Genomic DNA, 18409 nt, shown 5'->3' with positions numbered 1-18409 from the left:
CGCCCGAATAGCTCCGCTATTAGGGCGCTCCGGCGCCTTGCGATCGCACGCACCAGACGCCGCGGGGCCCGCCCTTCGGGCGGACGACGGGACTTTCGAAACACGCCCTAGGCGACGACGGGCTTGCCGGTGAGCTCGACGCCGGCCGTGCGCATCTCCTCCAGCGCCCGCTCGGTGGTCTCCTCGGCGACACCGGCCGTCAGGTCGAGCAGAACATGCGTACGAAAGCCCTCGCGGGCGGCGTCCACGGCGGTGGCCCGTACACAGTGGTCCGTGGCGATGCCCACCACGTCCACCTCGGTGACCTCCCTGGCCCGCAGCCAGTCGGCCAGGGTCGCGCCGTTCTCGTCGACCCCCTCGAACCCGCTGTACGCCGCCGCGTACGCCCCCTTGTCGAAGACGGCGTCGACCGCGCCGGAGGCGACCGCGGGGGCGAAGTTCGGGTGGAAGCCGACCCCCTCCGTCCCGGCGACGCAGTGCGCGGGCCAGGAGCGGACGAAGTCGGGGTTGTCGGCGAAGTGACCGCCGGGGGCGATGTGGTGGTCCCGGGTGGCGACGACGTGCTGGTACCCGCTGCCGGCGGCCTGCCCGACCAGCTCGGTGATGGCGGCGGCGACATCCGCGCCGCCGGCCACCGCGAGGCTGCCCCCCTCGCAGAAGTCGTTCTGCACGTCGACGACGATCAAGGCGCGGCGCATGGTGGACGTCCTTCGATGGGCCCCCGGTTCTTCCGGAACCGGGGGAGGGTGAACTTACGAGCCTAGGGACTTCGAGGGCACTGCGGGAGGGCGCACCCGCATTAGCTACCCGAGCGCCCGGTGAGGTACTCCGTCGGAAGGACGGGTTCCCCCCTCGACAGCTGTGTCGCCGACAGCGGCAGCCCCGCCCGCGCCGCCGCGTGCCGGTCCCGTACGACGTCCAGCGGCTCCCGGGTCACCACCTGGCCGCCCTTGACCAGCTCCACCAGCAGCTGCCGGTCGGCGAGCTCCTCGGGGACCGGCCCGGTGCCGACCACCTCGGCCTCCGCCACGCCGTACGCGTCCGGCCGGCGGGCCGCCCACTTGCGGCCGCCGACGGAGGTCTTGCCGCCGGAGGACTTCTTCGCCACCGGCACCAGCGGTGCCGCCGGGTCGGCGGACTCGGCGCGGGCGACCAGCTTGTAGACCATCGAGCAGGTCGGGTGCCCCGAGCCGGTCACCAGCTGGGTGCCCACTCCGTACGCGTCCACCGGCGCGGCGGCCAGCGAGGCGATGGCGTACTCGTCGAGGTCCGAGGTCACGACGATCTTCGTGTTCCGGGCGCCCAGCTCGTCCAGCTGCTGCCGCACCCGGTGCGCGACCAGCAGCAGGTCACCGGAGTCGATGCGCACCGCGCCCAGCTCGGGCCCGGCGACCTCCACGGCCGTACGGACCGCCTCGGCCACGTCGTAGGTGTCCACCAGCAGGGTGGTGCCTCGGCCGAGCGAGTCCACCTGGGCCTGGAAGGCGTCCCGCTCCCGGTCGTGCAGCAGGGTGAAGGCGTGCGCGGAGGTGCCGACGGTCGGGATGCCGTAGCGGAACCCGGCCGCGAGGTCGGAGGTGGTGGCGAAGCCGCCGATGTACGCGGCGCGCGCGGCGGCGACCGCGGCCAGCTCATGGGTGCGCCGGGCCCCCATCTCGATCAGCGGCCGCTCCCCGGCCGCCGAGGACATCCGGGAGGCCGCGGCGGCGATGGCCGAGTCGTGGTTGAGGATCGACAGGATCACCGTCTCCAGCAGCACGCACTCGGCGAAGGAGCCCTCGACCCGCATGATCGGCGAGCCGGGGAAGTACACCTCGCCCTCGGGGTAGCCCCAGATGTCGCCGCCGAAGCGGTAGCCCGCCAGCCAGTCGAGGGTCTCCTCGTCGACGACGGCCCGCTCGCGCAGGAAGGCGATGACGTCCGCGTCGAAGCGGAAGTTCTCCACCGCGTCCAGCACCCGGCCGGTGCCCGCCACCACGCCGTACCTGCGCCCGTCCGGCAACCGCCGGGTGAAGACCTCGAACACGCTCCGCCGCTCGGCCGTGCCCGCCTTCAGAGCCGCCCGGAGCATGGTCAGCTCGTACTGGTCCGTGAAGAGCGCCGTAGAGGGAACGTCCACCGGCAGCCCAAGGTCCGCTGTGTTCATGACGACGATGCTACACCGACTTCGCGTCAGTGTGACGATTTATCGTGCGCGTGGCAGCATGGGCCATGTGACGTCACCCGCTCCCGTAGAGATCGAACGCACCGAGTCGGCGGAAGAGGTTTTCGCCGTTCCCGAGCCCGACGTCCCCTGGGTCACGATCGTCCACAACGACCCGGTCAACCTCATGAGCTACGTGACGTACGTCTTCCAGACGTACTTCGGCTATCCCAAGGACAAGGCCACCAAGCTCATGCTCGACGTCCACCACAAGGGCCGGGCGGTCGTCTCCAGCGGGAGCCGCGAGGAGATGGAACGCGATGTGCAGGCCATGCACGGATACGGTCTGTGGGCCACCCTCCAGCAGGACCGGAAGTAGCGACCACCGCTGATGCCAGGAACCTTCGAACCGCTCCCGGGCGGCGGCGCCGCCGTCGCACTCGACGACGTCGAGATCTCGATCATCCGGTCACTGGCCGTCCAGCTCCTGGAGCTGATCGGCCCCGGACCCGGCGGCGACACCCCCGACGACCCGCTCGCCGAACTCTTCGCCGACGGCCCCAGCGAGCCGCCCGCCGACCCCGTGCTGCGCCGGCTCTTCCCGGACGCCTACGGCGACCCCGAGGGCACCCCCGGCCCCGAGGAGGCCGAGGAGCAGCGCGCGCACTCCGCCGAGTTCCGCCGCTACACCGAGAACGACCTGCGTGCCGGCAAGCGGGACAACGCCCTCGCGGTGATCCGCACCCTGGACGGGCTCAGCTCCTCCGGTGACGGCGGCGCGGTGCTGAAGCTGACCCCCGAGGACTCCCGGCAGTGGCTCAGCGCCCTCAACGACCTGCGGCTGGCGATCGGTTCACGGCTGGACATCATCGACGAGGACGACACCGACCTGCTCTACCGGCTCCCCGACGACGACCCCCGCAAGCCGATGGTGATGGCCTACCTCTGGCTGGGCGGACTCCAGGAGACCCTGGTCGCCACCCTGCTGCCCTGAACCGGTTCCGCAGGCCCCCGAAGGGCCCCGCGGAGGATCTGGCACGCCTCACGGGCGCCCCTTTCCGGGGCGCCCGTGTTCGCTCAGCGGACGCTCAAATCCGGATAACGATCGCGTCACCCTCCCGGCGTGCTGTGCCCCTTTTGTGTCCCCTTTGCCCTCTTCTCCCTGTGTCATGCGCCACAGCGTGCCAGGACGATCAATCCTGCCGCCGTGATAAATCTTCACGACCGCCCGGCGAACACCACCCTTGTTCCGCCCGGGTGCGCCACTCACCGGCAGATCGCCGGTCAGGCACAACGCTCCATTCAATCCGGGGGGATCGAGAACCGGTCCGTGGCCGACAAAAGGCCCGGTCCGGCGTGGAGAAAGGCGCACGAACACATGACCTCCGCTCAGGTCGACACGGAGAAGGCTCCGGAAGAGGGCTACGAGCGCGGCCTCGGCAGCCGCCAGGTCCAGATGATCGCCATCGGCGGCGCCATCGGCGTCGGCCTCTTCCTCGGCGCCGGGGCGAACATCGCCAAGGCCGGCCCCAGCCTCATCCTCATGTACGCCCTCGCCGGCGTCATCATCTTCTTCATCATGCGGGCGCTCGGTGAGCTGCTCCTGTACCGCCCCGTCTCGGGCTCCTTCGCGGAGTACTCCCGCGAATTCCTCGGCCCGTTCTTCGGCTACTTCACCGGCTGGACGTACTGGCTGATGTGGGTCGTCACCGGCATGGCCGAACTCACGGCCGCCGCGATCTACGTCAACTACTGGTTCCCGCAGGTCCCGCAATGGGTCACGGCCCTGGTCTTCCTGCTGGTGCTCTTCGCCGCGAACCTCATCTCGGTGAAACTCTTCGGCGAGATCGAGTTCTGGTTCTCGATGGTCAAGGTGACCGCGCTGATCGGCATGATCGTCATCGGCCTCGGCGTCCTCACCTTCGGCTTCAGCTCCGCCGGTGACACCGCCGCCGTCTCCAACCTCTGGGCCTTCGACGGCTTCTTCCCCAAGGGCATCGGCTCCTCCCTGATGACCCTCCAGGGCGTCATGTTCGCCTACCTCGCCGTCGAACTCGTCGGCGTCACCGCGGGCGAGTCCGAGAACCCCGAGAAGACCCTCCCCAAGGCCATCAACACCCTGCCCTGGCGGATCGCCCTCTTCTACGTCGGCGCCCTCACCGTCATCCTCTGCGTCGTCAAGTGGACCGAGTTCGCCGAGGGCGTCAGCCCCTTCGTGAAGGCCTTCGCCGTCATCGGCATCCCGGCCGGCGCCGGCATCGTCAACTTCGTCGTCCTCACCGCCGCCCTGTCCTCCTGCAACTCGGGCATGTACTCCACCGGTCGCATGCTGCGCACGCTGGCCGACAACGGCGAGGCCCCCAAGGTCTTCAGCAGGCTGTCCACCACCAAGACGCCCGCGCTCGGCATCGGCATCTCGGTCGTCTTCATGGGCATCGGCGTCGTCCTGAACTACGTCGTCCCCGAGAAGGCCTTCGGCTACGTCGTCTCCGTCGCCACCGCCGCCGGCATCTGGACGTGGCTCATGATCCTCATCAGCCACGTCCGCTACCGCCGCGCGGTCGACGCCGGGCGCCTGCCCGCCTCCTCCTTCCCCGCCCCCGGCGGCGCGAAGTGCAGCTGGGTCGCCATCGTCTTCCTGCTCTTCGTCACCGGCCTCATCGCCTACGACGCCGACTCCCGTATCTGCCTGTACGTCATGGCGGGCTGGGCGGCGGCGCTGGGCGCGGGCTGGCTCGTGCTGAAGTCCCGCAACCCCGAGGTCACGCAGCGGCGCGAGCCGGAGTTCGAGAAGGTCGGCTAGAGGCTTCGCTGGAGGGTGCAGGCTTCGGCTGCGGCGCCGTCGTGGCTGGTCGCGCAGTTCCCCGCGCCCCTGGGGACGTTGCAGTTGTCCGGCATTTGGGCCGCCCCGTACCACTCTTCGGTACGGGGCGGCCCTCTGTCTATCCTGCTCGCATGCTGACCATCACCCAGGCCCTCGTCGACCAGATCGTCGCGCACGCGCGCAAGGACCATCCCGACGAGGCGTGCGGCGTCATCGCCGGGCCGGCCGGGAGCGACCGGCCCGAGCGCTTCATCCCCATGCTGAACGCCGCCATGTCGCCCACCTTCTACGAGTTCGACTCCGGCGACCTGCTCAAGCTCTACCGCGAGATGGACGACCGCGACGAGGAGCCGGTGGTCATCTACCACTCCCACACCGCGACCGAGGCCCACCCCTCCCGCACCGACATCACCTACGCCAACGAACCCGGCGCCCACTACGTCCTGGTCTCCACCGCCGACACCGACGGCCTCGGCGAGTTCCAGTTCCGCTCCTTCCGCATCCTGGAGGGCGAGGTCACCGAGGAAGAGGTCGCGATCGTGGAGACGTACTGAGCTGCGTTTCTCGCAGCTTGGACGGAATCCGTCCGAAGGGTGAGATCACACTCCAGGAGCCGGTCCGGGAATCGATACGATGACCCCATGGTTCTTCTCGACGTGAGCGACAGGGCGCCGGGCACGCTGCTCGTTGCGCGGCTGCACGTCGACCTGTGCAGGCTGAACAGCGCCATCTGTTGACCGTCCCGCTGTAGCCGTACGGCCGCGCTGCCGCGGCGCGCCGTCGCCGCGCGCCCACCGAGACCAGACCCTTTTTCCGACAGGAGCCCCTTGCCATGGCCATCGAGGTCCGCATCCCCACCATCCTCCGCACGTACACCGACGGTCAGAAGGCGGTGGAGGGCTCCGGGGACACCCTCGCCGACCTGTTCACCGACCTGGAGACCCGCCATGCGGGCATCCAGGCCCGCATCGTGGACGGCGAGCAGCTGCGCCGCTTCGTCAACGTCTACCTGAACGACGAGGACGTCCGCTTCCTCGACGGCATCAACACCAAGCTCACCGACGGCGACAGCGTCACGATCCTGCCGGCCGTGGCCGGCGGCATGGTCTGATCCGAATGCGCTACGACTCCCCGCTGGCCGCGGTGGGCAACACCCCTCTGGTGCGCCTGCCGCGGCTGTCGCCGTCCGCCGACGTCCGCATCTGGGCCAAGCTGGAGGACCGCAACCCCACCGGCTCGGTCAAGGACCGGCCCGCCCTGCACATGATCGAGCAGGCGGAGAAGGACGGCCGGCTCACCCCCGGCTGCACCATCCTGGAACCCACCAGCGGCAACACCGGCATCTCGCTGGCCATGGCCGCCAAGCTCAAGGGCTACCGCATCGTGTGCGTGATGCCCGAGAACACCTCCCAGGAACGCCGGGACCTGCTCGCCATGTGGGGCGCGGAGATCATCTCCTCCCCGGCCGCCGGCGGCTCCAACACCGCCGTACGCGTCGCCAAGGAACTCTCCGCCGAGCATCCCGACTGGGTGATGCTCTACCAGTACGGCAACCCGGACAACGCCGGCGCCCACTACGCGACGACCGGCCCGGAGATCCTCGCCGACCTCCCCTCGGTCACCCACTTCGTGGCCGGTCTCGGCACCACCGGCACCCTCATGGGCGTCGGCCGCTACCTGCGCGAGCACAAGCCCGACGTCAAGATCGTCGCCGCCGAACCGCGCTACGACGACCTCGTCTACGGGCTGCGCAACCTCGACGAGGGCTTCGTCCCGGAGCTGTACGACGCCTCCGTCCTCACCACCCGCTTCTCCGTCGGCTCCGCCGACGCGGTCACCCGCACCCGCGAGCTGCTCCAGCAGGAGGGCATCTTCGCCGGCGTCTCCACCGGCGCCGCCCTGCACGCGGCGATCGGCGTCGGCCGCAAGGCCGTGACCGCCGGCGAGAGCGCCGACATCGTCTTCGTCGTCGCCGACGGCGGCTGGAAGTACCTCTCCACCGGCGTCTACACCGCCGCCACCACCGAGGAAGCGATCGAGACCCTGCACGGCCAGCTCTGGGCCTGACCCGCCCGGGGCGTTCCAGGGCCCTTTCGACGGGCCCTAACCGGTGAGGTGCCGGACCTGGTCCCACAGGACCGGGTCCACCACGCCGACCTTCCGGCGGAAGTCCCACACCGGAACCTCGCGCAGCTCGTCCGTCTCCAGGAAGCTCGCCCGCCCCTGCGAATCGCCGACCGCCCCCGGCGGCAGGGGGATCACCCCGGCCCGCTCGTCGTGATAGCGGCTGGTGATCTTGGCGACGCGCACCCGCTTCCCCCGTACCGCCAGCACCAGACACGGCCGGTCCTTCGCACCGGGCCGGTCCTCGAACGGCACACTCGCCCACCAGATCTCCGTGGGCCGCGGCCGCACCGCCGCCCGACGCCTGGTCCACCGCCCGTAGGACCTGCGCCCCCAGCCGTCCACGAGCGCGGCGACCAGCGCCAACAGCACCACCGCCGCGAGCGCCAGCCACCAGGACGTGTCCATACGACGACGTTACCGGCGCGCACTCGACGGCGCGCGCCCTCTCGCACACCTCACGCGCCCCGCTACCAGCCGAACCGGTGACACCACAGGTGAGTTCCCCCACAACAGCCCTTGGCGGAGGAGCGACCCGACGTTTCGCGCCTTACGCTCGACGCACCGCACGAGCCCCGTCGCCCCCCATCATCCGGATTTCCCGCCAGCGGAGGTTTCTGCTTCATGAAGCTCACCGTCGTCGGCTGCTCGGGGTCGTTCCCGTCCGCGGAATCGGCCTGCTCGAGCTACCTCGTAGAGGCCGACGGCTTCCGGCTGCTCCTCGACATGGGCAACGGCGCCCTGGGCGAGCTGCAGCGCCACTGCGGTCTCTACGACCTCGACGCGATCTTCCTGAGTCATCTGCACGCCGACCACTGCATCGACATGTGCGCGTACTTCGTCGCCCGCTACTACCGGCACGACGGCGGCCGCTGCGCCCCGATACCGGTCTACGGACCCGAGGGCACCGAGCACCGGCTCACCACCGCCTACGCCGACACCCCCTCCGCCTCCTCGATGAGCGAGGTCTTCGACTTCCACACGGTCAAGCCGTCCACCTTCGAGGTCGGACCCTTCACCGTGCACACCGAACGGGTCGCCCACCCGGTGGAGGCGTACGGCATCCGCGTCGAGCACGGCGGGAAGTCCCTGGCGTACTCCGGGGACACCGGCGTCACCCCCGCGCTCGACGAACTCGCCCGTGACACCGACCTGTTCCTGTGCGAGGCGGCCTTCACGCACGGCAAGGAGAACATCCCCGACCTCCACCTCAACGGCCGCGAGGCCGGGGAGACGGCGGCCCGGGCAGGCGCCCGCCGGCTGGTGCTGACCCACGTCCCGCCGTGGACCGACCCGCAGATCAACCTGGCCGACGCGCGCGAGGTCTACGACGGTCCGGTGGAACTGGCGGCGCCGAGGACTACGTACGAGATCTGAGGTCCGGCGCAGGACATGGCGAGGCCCCCCGGAGGAGATCCGGGGGGCCTCGTCGTCGTGGTCAGGAGGGGCTCACGCCTTGGTGAGGTCCTCGACCTCCTCCTCGGGCTCGCGGCCCGGGGTGGGGAGGTTGAACTTGGCGATCGCGAAGCGGAAGACCGCGTAGTAGACCGCCGCGAAGACCAGACCGATCGGGATGATCAGCCAGGGCTTGGTGGCCAGGCTCCAGTTGAGCCCGTAGTCGATGGCACCCGCGGAGAAGGTGAAGCCCGCGTGGACGCCGAGCGCCCAGGTGATCGCCATGGACAGCGCCGTCAGCACCGCGTGGATCACGTACAGCAGCGGCGCGATGAACATGAAGGAGAACTCGATCGGCTCGGTCACACCGGTCACGAAGGACGTCAGCGCGAGCGAGACCATCATGCCCATCACGGCCTTGCGGCGCTCGGGGCGGGCGGCGTGCGCGATCGCGATCGCGGCGGCCGGCAGACCGAACATCATGATCGGGAAGAAGCCCGACATGAACTGACCGGCGTCCGGGTCACCGGCGAAGAAGCGGTTCAGGTCACCGTGGACGACCTCGCCGGCGGCGTTGGTGAAGTCACCGATCTGGAACCAGGAGACGGTGTTCACGAACTGGTGCATGCCGATCGGGATCAGCGCACGGTTGATCAGACCGAACAGACCGGCGCCCGCGGCGCCCAGACCGGTGATCCACTCGCCGGCGTCGGAGATGACCCCGCCGATCGGCTCCCAGACCAGACCGAACAGCACGCCCATGGCGGTGCCGACGAAGGCCATGATGATCGGGACGAGCCGGCGGCCGTTGAAGAAGCCGAGCCAGTCCACCAGCTTCTTGCGGTGGTAGCGCTGCCACAGCACCGCGGACAGCAGACCCATCAGGATGCCGCCGAGGACACCGGGGTTGTTGTACGTCGCGGCTATGTCCGCGCCGGCCTGGACCTTGGCCTCGGTGACCGGGAACGCCTTCAGGACGTTGCTGTAGACCAGGAAGCCGACCAGCGCGGCCAGCGCGGTGGAGCCGTCCGCCTTCTTGGCGAAGCCGATCGCGACACCGATGCAGAACAGCAGCGGCAGGTTGTCGAAGATCGCGCCACCGGCCGTGGCGAAGACCGCCGTGACCTTGTCGGGCAGGTTCAGCTTCTCCTGGACGTCGGCCTGGCCGAGACGGAGCAGAATGCCCGCCGCCGGAAGTACGGCGATCGGCAGCTGGAGGCTGCGGCCGACCTTCTGCAGGCCCTGGAACAGGCCGGATCCCCACTTCTTCGTGGGGGCCGCCGATGCGGTGGCGGTGCTCATAGACTTCCTCCATCGGGTGGTGGTCTACACCACTCAGTGGTGTAGACCTGTTGTACACGATGAAGAGCGCATAAGGAACCCGCGATTCCGTTGCCGGAACCGCGGGTTGCCCAACCGTTATTCGCGAGTGAAAGGTCAGACCTTTGTCACGTCCTCGACCTCGTCCTCCGGCTCCCGGCCGGGCGTCTTCAGATCGAACTTCGTGATCGCGAACCGGAAGATCACGTAGTACACGACCGCGAAGACCAGACCGATCGGAATGATCAGCCACGGCTTCGTCGCCAGGTTCCAGTTGATGACGTAGTCGATGAGACCGGCCGAGAAGCTGAAGCCGTCGTGCACCCCGAGCCCCCACGTCACCGCCATCGACACACCCGTCAGCACCGCGTGCACCGCGTACAGCAACGGCGCGATGAACAGGAACGAGTACTCGATCGGCTCGGTGATGCCCGTGACGAACGACGTCAGCGCCACCGAGAGCATCAGACCCCCGACCTCCTTGCGCCGATGCGGCTTCGCGCAGTGCGTGATCGCCAACGCCGCCGCCGGCAGCGCGAACATCATGATCGGGAAGAAGCCCGAGGTGAACTGACCCGCGTCCGGGTCACCCGCCAGGAACATGTTGATGTCACCGTGCACCTCGGTGCCGTCCGGCTTCACGTACGTCCCGAACTGGAACCAGATGGGCACGTTCAGGAACTGGTGCAGACCGATCACCAGCAGCGCCCGGTTCGCCACACCGAAGATGCCCGCACCCCACGAACCGGCGTCGCTCAGCCAGTCGCTGAAGTTCTCCAGCCCGTCACCGATCGGCGGCCAGATCCACAGGCACAGTGCCGCGAACCCGATCGCCACGAACGCCATGATGATCGGCACCAGTCGGCGCCCGTTGAAGAAGCCCAGCCAGTCCACCAGCTTGGTCCGGTGGTACCGCTGCCAGAAGAACGCCGCCAGCAGCCCGATCACGATGCCGCCGAACACCCCCGGGTTCTGGTACGAGAAGCCCGCCGCCGTGTCCTCGGCCGGCGCCAGGCACCCCACATTGATGATCGCCACGGAGTCCGGCGGACAGTCCTCGGGGAACTGACGCAGCACGTTGTAGTAGACGAGGAAGCCCGCCACCGCCGCCAGCGCCGTCGAACCGTCCGCCTTCTTCGCCATGCCGATCGCCACACCGATGCAGAACAGCATCGGCAGCCCCAGCGAACCGTCCAGCAGCGCGCCACCGGCACCCGCCATCACCTTGGACACGTTCGTCCAGCCCAGCCCGTCGTCCCCGAACACATCCGGCTGACCCAGCCGGTTGAGGATGCCCGCGGCCGGCAGCACCGCGATCGGCAACTGAAGGCTTCGCCCCATCTTCTGCAGGCCCTGGAACAGACTGTTCCAGCGCATCCGCGCGGGGCTCACCGCGTCGTCGGCACTCATCAGGACCCCTTCGCTGGAAGCGGGTTTGGCGACCGTCCGTCAGGTGGTGTAGACCAGTCGCGGACGGTTCCGCTGTCGTGATCGCCATCATTCGGCACACACGGCATGACCGCTCGCAAAGTTGGGCCAACTGTGGGTTACTGCGACAAAGCGGTTCGGATCAGGGAGAAAGAACATGGCCAGCAAGGCTGAGAAGATCGTCGCCGGACTCGGTGGCATCGAGAACATCGAAGAAGTCGAAGGCTGCATCACCCGCCTGCGCACCGAAGTCCGCGACGCCTCCCTCGTCGACGACGCCGCCCTCAAGGCCGCCGGCGCCCACGGAGTCGTCAAGATGGGCACCGCCGTCCAGGTCGTCATCGGCACCGACGCCGACCCCATCGCCGGCGAGATCGAAGACATGATGTGAACCCACCCCGGTTCACATGAAAGGGGCCCCTCCCCCTACCGGGAGGGGCCCCTTCCATATCTCCCGCTACGCTCGGACCCATGTCTCGAATCGACGGCCGCACCCCCGAACAGCTCCGCCCCGTCACCATCGAACGCGGCTGGAGCAAGCACGCCGAAGGCTCCGTCCTCGTCTCCTTCGGCGACACCAAGGTCTTCTGCACCGCCTCCGTCACCGAAGGCGTCCCCCGCTGGCGCAAAGGCAGCGGCGAAGGCTGGGTCACCGCCGAATACTCCATGCTCCCCCGCGCCACCAACACCCGCGGCGACCGCGAATCCGTCCGAGGCAAGATCGGCGGCCGCACCCACGAGATCAGCCGCCTCATCGGCCGCTCCCTGCGCGCCGTCATCGACTACAAAGCCCTCGGCGAGAACACGATCGTCCTCGACTGCGACGTCCTCCAGGCCGACGGCGGCACCCGCACCGCCGCCATCACCGGCGCCTACGTCGCCCTCGCCGACGCCATCACCTGGGCCCAGGGCCGCAAACTCATCAAAGCCGGACGCCAACCCCTCACCGGCACCGTCTCCGCCGTCTCCGTCGGCATCGTCGCCGGAATCCCCCTCCTCGACCTCCGCTACGAAGAAGACGTCAAGGCCGACACCGACATGAACGTCGTCTGCACCGGCGACGGCCGCTTCGTCGAGGTCCAGGGCACCGCCGAAGCCGAACCCTTCGCCCGCGACGAACTCAACTCCCTTCTCGACCTCGCCGTTTCGGGCTGCACGGAACTCGCTGTCATCCAGCGCACCGCACTTGATACCGTCCTCGAAAAGTAAAGGACGCACCAAGACAGGCGTCCGGCACGGGCAACCACGCCGACCGCCCCCGCGTCACTAGGGGTACGGGCGTACGACACACCGTCGTACGCCCGGCCAGGCACGGGGGCCTGTGGAAGGCCTGAGCACGGGAGGGACACCAGCATGGGCGCGAGCCGACGCCGTCGGAGCCATGCCACCATCGTCGCCACGGTGGCAGCCATAGCACTGACCACCGGACTGACCACCGGCTGCGACGCCGTCAGCAAGGCCCTGGACTGCGTCCAGACCGCCGAAGCCGTCGCGGACAGCGTCACCGACCTCCAGCAAGCCGTCGAGAACGCCGGCAACGACTGGACCCAGGTCGACGAATCCCTCGCCTCCATCGACGAGAACCTCGGCGAGATCGGCGACAAGACCGACAACGCCGACGTCGAGAAGGCAGTCGACGACCTCGCCGCCGCCGTCGAAAACGTCCGCACCGCCATCGAGAACGGCGACGAGACCCCCGACCTCACCCCCGTCACCGACGCCGCCGGCGAACTGACCAAGGTCTGCACCCCCTGATACTGGACGCATGACCCGCCTGATCCTCGCCACGCGCAACGCCGGAAAGATCACCGAGCTGAAGGCCATCCTCGCCGACGCAGGTCTGCCCCACGACCTCGTCGGCGCGGACGCCTACCCCGACATCCCCGACGTCCGCGAAACCGGAGTCACGTTCGCCGAGAACGCCCTCCTCAAGGCCCACGCCCTCGCCCGGGCCACCGGCCTCCCCGCGGTCGCCGACGACTCCGGCCTCTGCGTCGACGTCCTCAACGGCGCCCCCGGCATCTTCTCCGCCCGCTGGGCCGGCCGCCACGGCGACGACCGCGCCAACCTCGACCTGCTGCTCGCCCAACTCGGCGACATCGCCGAGGAACACCGCGCCGCCCACTTCGCCTGCGCCGCGGCCCTCGCCCTCCCCGACGGCACGGAACGCGTCGTCGAGGGCCAACTCCGCGGCACCCTGCGCACGGCCCCGTCCGGCACGAACGGCTTCGGCTACGACCCGATCCTCCAGCCCGACGGCGACACCCGCACCTGCGCGGAGCTGTCGGCGCAGGAGAAGAACGCGATCAGCCACCGCGGCAAGGCCTTCAGGGCCCTGGTACCGGTGGTTCGGGAGCTGTTGGGCTGAGGGACGGCAGAGGGGCCGCCAGGTCGGGCGGCCCCTCTTTCTTCATGTGTGCGGTCGGTGGGACTCGAACCCACACGGGATTTCTCCCACGGGCACCTAAAGCCCGCGCGTATCGCCTATTTCGCCACGACCGCCCCAAATCGGACATCATGCCCGAGTGGTCATGTTCAGTGTACGGGTCGAGCCGACCGCGCGATGATGGGTCCCCTCGTCTTTCGACGGCACCATGTCTCCGCCGACGCATGACAGTTGGAACGCGGGTGCTGCGGAGTCCGCCGGCCGTTGTCGCGCGGTGCGGCTCCGCCCGGCGACCTTCTCGTCGCCCGCATGGGCCAACAGACCGATGGTCGGAGCACCGCGTCCGGAGTGTGAGGACGGCCCGCGCCCGAGTGCCGGGGCGGGCCGATTCCGTGGGGAGGGGCGGATCAGATGGCCAGGTCCTTGATGATCTTGGCTACGTGGCCCGTCGCTCGGACGTTGTAGAGGGCGCGTTCGATCTTGCCCTCCTCGTCGACGACGATCGTGGAGCGGATCACGCCCAGGTAGGTCTTGCCGTAGTTCTTCTTCTCGCCGTAGGCGCCGTAGGACTCGGTCACCGTCTTTTCGGGGTCGGCCAGCAGGGTGACCTTCAGGGACTCCTTCTCGCGGAACTTCGCGAGCTTCTCGGGGGCGTCGGGGGAGATGCCGATGACGTCGTACCCGGCGCCGGCCAGGAGGTCCAGGTTGTCGGTGAAGTCGCAGGCCTGCTTGGTGCAGCCGGGGGTAAGCGCCGCGGGGTAGAAGTAGACGATCACCTTGCGGCCCTTGTGGTCCGCGAGGGAGACGTCGTTGCCGTCGGCGTCGGGGAGGGTGAAGGCGGGGGCCACGTCCCCGGGCTGGAGTCGCTCGCTCATCCCGACAGCGTAACGGGGGGTCCTGACAGTGCGGCGGCGCGCGGAACTGACAGACTGTCCGGAACAGCATCAGTGGACTACGGAGGCCGTACGGTGGCGGAAACGTCGGACACCAGAACCCCGGCGCAGATCGAGGCGGACATCAAGCGCCGCCGCGAGGCGCTGGCCGAGACGCTCGACGAGATCGGGGTGCGGGTCCACCCGAAGACCATCGTCGGTGATGTGAAGGCCAAGGTCGCCTCCAACGTCGATCACACCCTGGGCCGTGCCTACGTCCAGGTCAATCGGGTCGTCAGTGATGTGAAGGCGCAGTTCGTGGACGAGGAGGGCGCGCCGCGTCTGGAGCGGGTGGTGCCGGTGGCGCTGCTCGTGGTGGGTGTGGTGGGGCTGCTGGCGGTGGGGACGCGGCGCCGCGGGCGCTGACCCGGCTGCGTACGGTCGTGTCGAGGGCAGGTAGGTTCGGGTTGTGAGCGTCAAGAGAAGTGACACCCCCCAGCACGACAAGCTGCCGATCCGGATGCTGCACGACCGGGTTCTGGTGCGGCAGGACGCCAGTGAGGGCGAGCGGCGTTCGGGCGGCGGGATCCTGATTCCGGCGACGGCGGCGGTCGGTCGTCGGCTGGCCTGGGCCGATGTGGTCGCGGTGGGTCAGAACGTGCGTACGGTCGAGCCGGGGGACCGGGTGTTGTTCGATCCGGAGGACCGGGCCGAGGTGGAGGTGCGGGGCGTGGCCTATGTGCTGATGCGTGAGCGCGATCTGCACGCGGTGGCCGCGGACCGGTTCGAGGGGTCCGAGGACTCGACGGGGCTGTATCTGTAGGGCTGTGGTGTGCCTCTGGATCAGAGGCTGGAAGGGGCTGGTGACCGTGGTCACCAGCCTCTTTTGGCGTTTCTTTGCTAGGTTTGAAGGCAACCCCGACGAGACGCGCCGTACCGGGACAAGGACAAGACGACGCACCGCCGTCAGTTCTGTCGCCGGCCCTGTCGCAGGGCCTGTCTCTCGGAGGTGTCTGTCGTGGCCTGGGTGCTGCTGGTGATCGCTGGTCTGCTCGAGGTGGGCTGGTCGATCGGGATGAAGTACACCGACGGGTTCACCCGTCTGGTGCCCAGCCTGTTCACGGGTGCCGGGATCGTCGCGAGCATGCTGTTGCTGTCGTACGCGGCGCGTTCGCTGCCGATCGGTACGGCCTACGGGGTGTGGGTCGGGATCGGGGCCGCCGGTGCGGCGGTGGTGGGGATGGTGGCGTTGGGGGAGCCGGCGACGGCCGCGCGGATCTTCTTCGTCTGTCTGCTGCTGGTGGCCGTGGTGGGTCTGAAGGCGACCAGCGGGCACTGAGCGGCCGCTGCCCCCGGTGGGGTCAGTCGTCCCTGCGGGTGCCGGTCAGGGGGCCTTCGGTCGTTCCCACGATGGTGCCGCCGGTGGTGCCGCCGTCGGTGGTGGTCTCACCGGTGGTGCCGCCGTCGGTGGTGCCTCCGGTCGTCGTCTCGCCGGTCGTGCCGTCGGTGGTGCCTCCGTCGGTGGTGGTGCCGCCGTCCGTGGTGCCTCCGTCGGTGGTGCCGCCCGTCTGGCCCTGTGTCTGGCCCTCGGCGGCGCCCGGGGTGGGGTCGGCGGTCTCGTCGCCGCCGGTGGTGGAGCCCTCCTCGTCCTGGTCGCCGGTGTCGGGGCCGGTGGTGGGCTCGCTGGGCGGCTGCTGGACGACGTCGGCGCCTTCCTGGATCTCCAGGTCGAAGTCGCTGACGGGTTCGCCCTTGAGGGCGTCCTTGGTGTACTGCGCCCAGATCTGGGTGGGTGCTCCGCCGCCGTTGATGCGGGGCAGGCCCATCACGCCGTACAGGGACTTGTGTTCGGCGGTGACCGGGTCCTGGCCCATCACCGCGACGACGGTGGCGAGTTCGGGTGTGTAGCCGGCGAACCAGGCGGCCTGGTCCTTCTCCGCGGTGCCGGTCTTGCCGGCGACGGGGCGGCCGGCGGCCTGGGCGGCGGTGGCGGTGCCGGACTCGACGACGCTCTGCAGCACCGAGGTGGTGGTGTCGGCGGCGGCCCGGGTGACGACCTGGGAGGTTTTGCGTTCGGGCAGGTCGATGACGTCGGCGCCGTCCTTGGTGACGCGTTCGATCATGGTGTACGTGCCGTGCTTGCCGTGGTTGGCGAGGGTGGCGTAGGCCTCGGCCATGTCGAGGACGCTGGCGGTGGCGGTGCCCAGGGCGATGGAGGGGTAGGGCTGGAGGTCGGGGGTGTCGGTGGGCAGGCCCAGGTCGACGGCGGTGTCCCGGACCTTCTCGGGGCCGACGTCGACGGCCATCTGCGCGTACACGGAGTTGACCGACTTGTCGGTGGCCTCGCGGACGGTGATGTCGCCGTAGGAGACGTAGTCCTCGTTCTCGGGGCCGTAGGTCTCGCCCGTCCAGCCCTGTACGGGGCGTTCGTTGGTGCCGTCGTAGTAGGTGTTCGGGGTGATGGTGACGCCGTCCTGGGTGGTGGAGTCGTTCTCGACGGCGGAGGTGAACACGAACGGTTTGAAGGTGGAGCCGACCTGGAAGTCGCGGCGGGTGGCGTTGGGGGTGTACTGCTTGACGTAGTCGATGCCGTTGTACATCGCCACGACCTTGCCGGTCCTGGGGTCGACGGAGGCGCCGCCGGCGCGGACGTAGGTGTCGACCTTGCGGGACTTGGGGTCGAGCTTGTCCATCAGCTGTTCGTCGACTGCTTTGACGAAGGCGTTCTGGCGGTCGCGTTCGAGGGTGGTGGTGATGCGGTAGCCGCCGGCCTCCAGCTGCTCCTCGTCGACGATCTTGTTGGCGATGAGGTGGTCCTGGACGATGCGCACGATGTAGCCGCGCTGTCCGGACAGGCTGGTGGAGACGGTCCCTTCCTTCGGCACGGGGAACTTCAGGCCGGTCCGGTCGGACTCCGGGAGCCAGCCTTCCTTGACCATGCCGTCCAGGACGTAGTTCCAACGGGCCTGTGCCGCGGCCTTGTTCTCGGGGCGGGCGATGACGTCGTACTCGCTGGGCGCGTTGAGCAGGGCGGCGAGGTAGGCGCCCTGGGCGGCGGTGAGTTCGGTGGCGTCGATGCCGTAGTAGGCCTGGGCGGCGGCCTGGATGCCGTAGGCGTTGCGGCCGAAGTAGCTGGTGTTGAGGTAGCCCTCCAGGATCTGGTCCTTGGACTCCGTGCGGTCCAGCTTGACGGAGATGAAGAACTCCTTCACCTTGCGGGTGACGGTCTGTTCCTGGGCGAGGTAGTAGTTCTTCACGTACTGCTGGGTGATGGTGGAGCCGGACTGCTTGCCCTTGCCGGTGGCGGTGTTCCAGCCGGCGCGCAGCATGGCCTTGGGGTCGATGGCGGACTCGCTGTAGAAGTCGCGGTCCTCGGCGGCCAGTACGGCGTTGCGGGCGTCCTTGGAGATCTGGGCGAGGTTGACGTTCTCGCGGTTGACCTCGCCGTCGCGGGCGAGGACGGTGCCGTCGGCGTAGAGGTAGACGTTGCTCTGTTTGGTGGCGAGCGCGTTGGCGGGCGGGATCTTGACCATGGAGTAGCCGAGGAAGAAGAGTCCGGCGAGGAGTGCGGCGCCGATCACGAAGGTGCCGAGCAGCATGCGCCAGGTGGGGAGGAGCCGGCGCCAGCCGGTTCGCTTCGGCCGCTTGGGCTTCTTCCCCTCCGGGTGCTCGGTTGTCGGTGCCCAGCCTTCGGTCGGCTGCTGCGGCTGCGGCTCGTCACTCATGTCGTGCACGGACTCCTGTTTGTCGTCATACGTTCCCGTACGACCTGTACGCGTTCTGCGCCCCCTGTTGAAGACTCTCGCACCAAGCGTTCCGTTCCCGGATCACGGCACGCTTCGGGTGGCGAAAATGCGTGGCGTGGGTCACCACCTGCGCGTAGGCTCCTGCGCTTTGGTGTGCGTCGGGCCGGGGAG

22 protein-coding genes, 1 tRNA gene and 1 riboswitch are annotated in these 18409 nt (G+C 69.0%); of the genes, 15 read left to right on the top strand and 8 right to left on the bottom strand.

Going from position 1 to position 18409, the window contains the following annotated elements; genetic code table 11:
* Positions 1-107: 107 nt before the first annotated feature.
* A complete protein-coding gene (locus ABT296_RS08535) occupies positions 108-698 on the bottom strand; it encodes an isochorismatase family protein (protein WP_351924645.1) in 591 nt (196 codons plus the stop codon).
* 101 nt (positions 699-799) lie between these two features.
* Positions 800-2146 (bottom strand): nicotinate phosphoribosyltransferase, encoded by a 1347-nt coding sequence (locus ABT296_RS08530; protein ID WP_351924643.1) that lies wholly within the window; start codon positions 2144-2146, stop codon positions 800-802.
* 58 nt (positions 2147-2204) lie between these two features.
* Here ABT296_RS08530 and clpS point away from each other — a divergent pair, with 58 nt between their 5' ends.
* The 7 genes from clpS to ABT296_RS08495 all read left to right on the top strand — a co-directional run bounded on the left by clpS (position 2205) and on the right by ABT296_RS08495 (position 7034).
* The gene (gene clpS, locus ABT296_RS08525; protein ID WP_351701234.1) at positions 2205-2522 is read left to right on the top strand and encodes an ATP-dependent Clp protease adapter ClpS; all 318 of its coding nucleotides are present in this window, start codon (positions 2205-2207) and stop codon (positions 2520-2522) included.
* 12 nt (positions 2523-2534) lie between these two features.
* On the top strand, positions 2535-3137 hold the full coding sequence (locus ABT296_RS08520; protein ID WP_351924640.1) for a DUF2017 domain-containing protein: 603 nt from the start codon (positions 2535-2537) through the stop codon (positions 3135-3137).
* A gap of 384 nt (positions 3138-3521) precedes the next feature.
* Entirely contained in the window at positions 3522-4946 is a 1425-nt protein-coding gene (locus ABT296_RS08515) for an amino acid permease (protein WP_351924638.1), read from the top strand.
* Between the two features lie 152 nt (positions 4947-5098).
* Complete coding sequence (locus ABT296_RS08510; RefSeq protein ID WP_351924636.1) at positions 5099-5521, top strand: M67 family metallopeptidase; 423 nt, start codon at positions 5099-5101, stop codon at positions 5519-5521.
* A gap of 87 nt (positions 5522-5608) precedes the next feature.
* The gene (locus tag ABT296_RS08505; protein ID WP_336298799.1) at positions 5609-5704 is read left to right on the top strand and encodes a putative leader peptide; all 96 of its coding nucleotides are present in this window, start codon (positions 5609-5611) and stop codon (positions 5702-5704) included.
* A 95-nt stretch (positions 5705-5799) separates the two neighbouring features.
* Positions 5800-6078, top strand: coding sequence for a MoaD/ThiS family protein (locus tag ABT296_RS08500; protein ID WP_269659680.1), 279 nt, complete (start codon positions 5800-5802; stop codon positions 6076-6078).
* A 5-nt stretch (positions 6079-6083) separates the two neighbouring features.
* Positions 6084-7034 carry a PLP-dependent cysteine synthase family protein gene (locus ABT296_RS08495; protein ID WP_351924633.1) on the top strand — a complete coding sequence of 317 codons (951 nt, stop codon included), beginning with the start codon at positions 6084-6086 and terminating at the stop codon, positions 7032-7034.
* Positions 7035-7070: 36 nt separating this feature from the next.
* Here ABT296_RS08495 and ABT296_RS08490 read toward each other — a convergent pair whose 3' ends face one another.
* On the bottom strand, positions 7071-7499 hold the full coding sequence (locus ABT296_RS08490) for a type II toxin-antitoxin system PemK/MazF family toxin (RefSeq protein WP_351924631.1): 429 nt from the start codon (positions 7497-7499) through the stop codon (positions 7071-7073).
* A 216-nt stretch (positions 7500-7715) separates the two neighbouring features.
* Between ABT296_RS08490 and ABT296_RS08485 the strand changes: the two genes are divergently transcribed.
* The gene (locus tag ABT296_RS08485; protein WP_351924629.1) at positions 7716-8468 is read left to right on the top strand and encodes an MBL fold metallo-hydrolase; all 753 of its coding nucleotides are present in this window, start codon (positions 7716-7718) and stop codon (positions 8466-8468) included.
* A gap of 72 nt (positions 8469-8540) precedes the next feature.
* Here ABT296_RS08485 and ABT296_RS08480 read toward each other — a convergent pair whose 3' ends face one another.
* Positions 8541-9788 carry a PTS transporter subunit EIIC gene (locus ABT296_RS08480; RefSeq protein WP_351924627.1) on the bottom strand — a complete coding sequence of 416 codons (1248 nt, stop codon included), beginning with the start codon at positions 9786-9788 and terminating at the stop codon, positions 8541-8543.
* 135 nt (positions 9789-9923) lie between these two features.
* A complete protein-coding gene (locus ABT296_RS08475; protein ID WP_351924625.1) occupies positions 9924-11216 on the bottom strand; it encodes a PTS transporter subunit EIIC in 1293 nt (430 codons plus the stop codon).
* A gap of 175 nt (positions 11217-11391) precedes the next feature.
* Here ABT296_RS08475 and ABT296_RS08470 point away from each other — a divergent pair, with 175 nt between their 5' ends.
* The 4 genes from ABT296_RS08470 (at position 11392) to rdgB (ending at position 13602) form a co-directional block, all read left to right on the top strand.
* Positions 11392-11625: a PTS sugar transporter subunit IIB gene (locus ABT296_RS08470; RefSeq protein ID WP_351924623.1), complete on the top strand. Its 234-nt coding sequence runs from the start codon at positions 11392-11394 to the stop codon at positions 11623-11625.
* 80 nt (positions 11626-11705) lie between these two features.
* Entirely contained in the window at positions 11706-12443 is a 738-nt protein-coding gene (gene rph / locus ABT296_RS08465; protein WP_351924621.1) for a ribonuclease PH, read from the top strand.
* Positions 12444-12587: 144 nt separating this feature from the next.
* Positions 12588-12989 carry a hypothetical protein gene (locus tag ABT296_RS08460; protein WP_351924619.1) on the top strand — a complete coding sequence of 134 codons (402 nt, stop codon included), beginning with the start codon at positions 12588-12590 and terminating at the stop codon, positions 12987-12989.
* 10 nt (positions 12990-12999) lie between these two features.
* Complete coding sequence (rdgB, locus tag ABT296_RS08455; protein WP_351924617.1) at positions 13000-13602, top strand: RdgB/HAM1 family non-canonical purine NTP pyrophosphatase; 603 nt, start codon at positions 13000-13002, stop codon at positions 13600-13602.
* Positions 13603-13651: 49 nt separating this feature from the next.
* Here the strand turns inward: rdgB and ABT296_RS08450 are convergent.
* Positions 13652-13736: transfer RNA gene (locus ABT296_RS08450), tRNA-Leu, on the bottom strand.
* Positions 13737-14027: 291 nt separating this feature from the next.
* A complete protein-coding gene (gene bcp, locus ABT296_RS08445) occupies positions 14028-14495 on the bottom strand; it encodes a thioredoxin-dependent thiol peroxidase (RefSeq protein WP_351924615.1) in 468 nt (155 codons plus the stop codon).
* Between the two features lie 93 nt (positions 14496-14588).
* Here bcp and ABT296_RS08440 point away from each other — a divergent pair, with 93 nt between their 5' ends.
* The 3 genes from ABT296_RS08440 (at position 14589) to sugE (ending at position 15831) form a co-directional block, all read left to right on the top strand.
* Complete coding sequence (locus tag ABT296_RS08440) at positions 14589-14918, top strand: DUF3618 domain-containing protein (protein ID WP_351924613.1); 330 nt, start codon at positions 14589-14591, stop codon at positions 14916-14918.
* A 43-nt stretch (positions 14919-14961) separates the two neighbouring features.
* A complete protein-coding gene (locus tag ABT296_RS08435) occupies positions 14962-15315 on the top strand; it encodes a GroES family chaperonin (protein WP_351924611.1) in 354 nt (117 codons plus the stop codon).
* 71 nt (positions 15316-15386) lie between these two features.
* Positions 15387-15454, top strand: a riboswitch (guanidine-III (ykkC-III) riboswitch).
* 56 nt (positions 15455-15510) lie between these two features.
* On the top strand, positions 15511-15831 hold the full coding sequence (gene sugE, locus ABT296_RS08430; protein ID WP_351924609.1) for a quaternary ammonium compound efflux SMR transporter SugE: 321 nt from the start codon (positions 15511-15513) through the stop codon (positions 15829-15831).
* Between the two features lie 22 nt (positions 15832-15853).
* On the opposite strand, the gene ABT296_RS08425 is transcribed toward sugE, so the two are convergent.
* Entirely contained in the window at positions 15854-18217 is a 2364-nt protein-coding gene (locus ABT296_RS08425; RefSeq protein WP_351924607.1) for a transglycosylase domain-containing protein, read from the bottom strand.
* Between the last annotated feature and the right edge of the window lie 192 nt (positions 18218-18409).

Origin of the sequence: Streptomyces sp. NPDC000983, from assembly GCF_040299205.1 — a bacterium.
In the GTDB taxonomy this organism is placed as follows: domain Bacteria; phylum Actinomycetota; class Actinomycetes; order Streptomycetales; family Streptomycetaceae; genus Streptomyces.
This window is presented reverse-complemented; position numbering and strand designations above follow the sequence as displayed.

Coding starts and splice junctions, on each gene's coding strand:
- ABT296_RS08535 (WP_351924645.1), bottom strand. CDS start 698: ATGCGCCGCGCCTTGATCGTCGTCGACGTGCAGAACGACTTCTGCGAG.
- ABT296_RS08530 (WP_351924643.1), bottom strand. CDS start 2,146: ATGAACACAGCGGACCTTGGGCTGCCGGTGGACGTTCCCTCTACGGCG.
- clpS (WP_351701234.1), top strand. CDS start 2,205: ATGGGCCATGTGACGTCACCCGCTCCCGTAGAGATCGAACGCACCGAG.
- ABT296_RS08520 (WP_351924640.1), top strand. CDS start 2,535: ATGCCAGGAACCTTCGAACCGCTCCCGGGCGGCGGCGCCGCCGTCGCA.
- ABT296_RS08515 (WP_351924638.1), top strand. CDS start 3,522: ATGACCTCCGCTCAGGTCGACACGGAGAAGGCTCCGGAAGAGGGCTAC.
- ABT296_RS08510 (WP_351924636.1), top strand. CDS start 5,099: ATGCTGACCATCACCCAGGCCCTCGTCGACCAGATCGTCGCGCACGCG.
- ABT296_RS08505 (WP_336298799.1), top strand. CDS start 5,609: ATGGTTCTTCTCGACGTGAGCGACAGGGCGCCGGGCACGCTGCTCGTT.
- ABT296_RS08500 (WP_269659680.1), top strand. CDS start 5,800: ATGGCCATCGAGGTCCGCATCCCCACCATCCTCCGCACGTACACCGAC.
- ABT296_RS08495 (WP_351924633.1), top strand. CDS start 6,084: ATGCGCTACGACTCCCCGCTGGCCGCGGTGGGCAACACCCCTCTGGTG.
- ABT296_RS08490 (WP_351924631.1), bottom strand. CDS start 7,499: ATGGACACGTCCTGGTGGCTGGCGCTCGCGGCGGTGGTGCTGTTGGCG.
- ABT296_RS08485 (WP_351924629.1), top strand. CDS start 7,716: ATGAAGCTCACCGTCGTCGGCTGCTCGGGGTCGTTCCCGTCCGCGGAA.
- ABT296_RS08480 (WP_351924627.1), bottom strand. CDS start 9,788: ATGAGCACCGCCACCGCATCGGCGGCCCCCACGAAGAAGTGGGGATCC.
- ABT296_RS08475 (WP_351924625.1), bottom strand. CDS start 11,216: ATGAGTGCCGACGACGCGGTGAGCCCCGCGCGGATGCGCTGGAACAGT.
- ABT296_RS08470 (WP_351924623.1), top strand. CDS start 11,392: ATGGCCAGCAAGGCTGAGAAGATCGTCGCCGGACTCGGTGGCATCGAG.
- rph (WP_351924621.1), top strand. CDS start 11,706: ATGTCTCGAATCGACGGCCGCACCCCCGAACAGCTCCGCCCCGTCACC.
- ABT296_RS08460 (WP_351924619.1), top strand. CDS start 12,588: ATGGGCGCGAGCCGACGCCGTCGGAGCCATGCCACCATCGTCGCCACG.
- rdgB (WP_351924617.1), top strand. CDS start 13,000: ATGACCCGCCTGATCCTCGCCACGCGCAACGCCGGAAAGATCACCGAG.
- bcp (WP_351924615.1), bottom strand. CDS start 14,495: ATGAGCGAGCGACTCCAGCCCGGGGACGTGGCCCCCGCCTTCACCCTC.
- ABT296_RS08425 (WP_351924607.1), bottom strand. CDS start 18,217: ATGAGTGACGAGCCGCAGCCGCAGCAGCCGACCGAAGGCTGGGCACCG.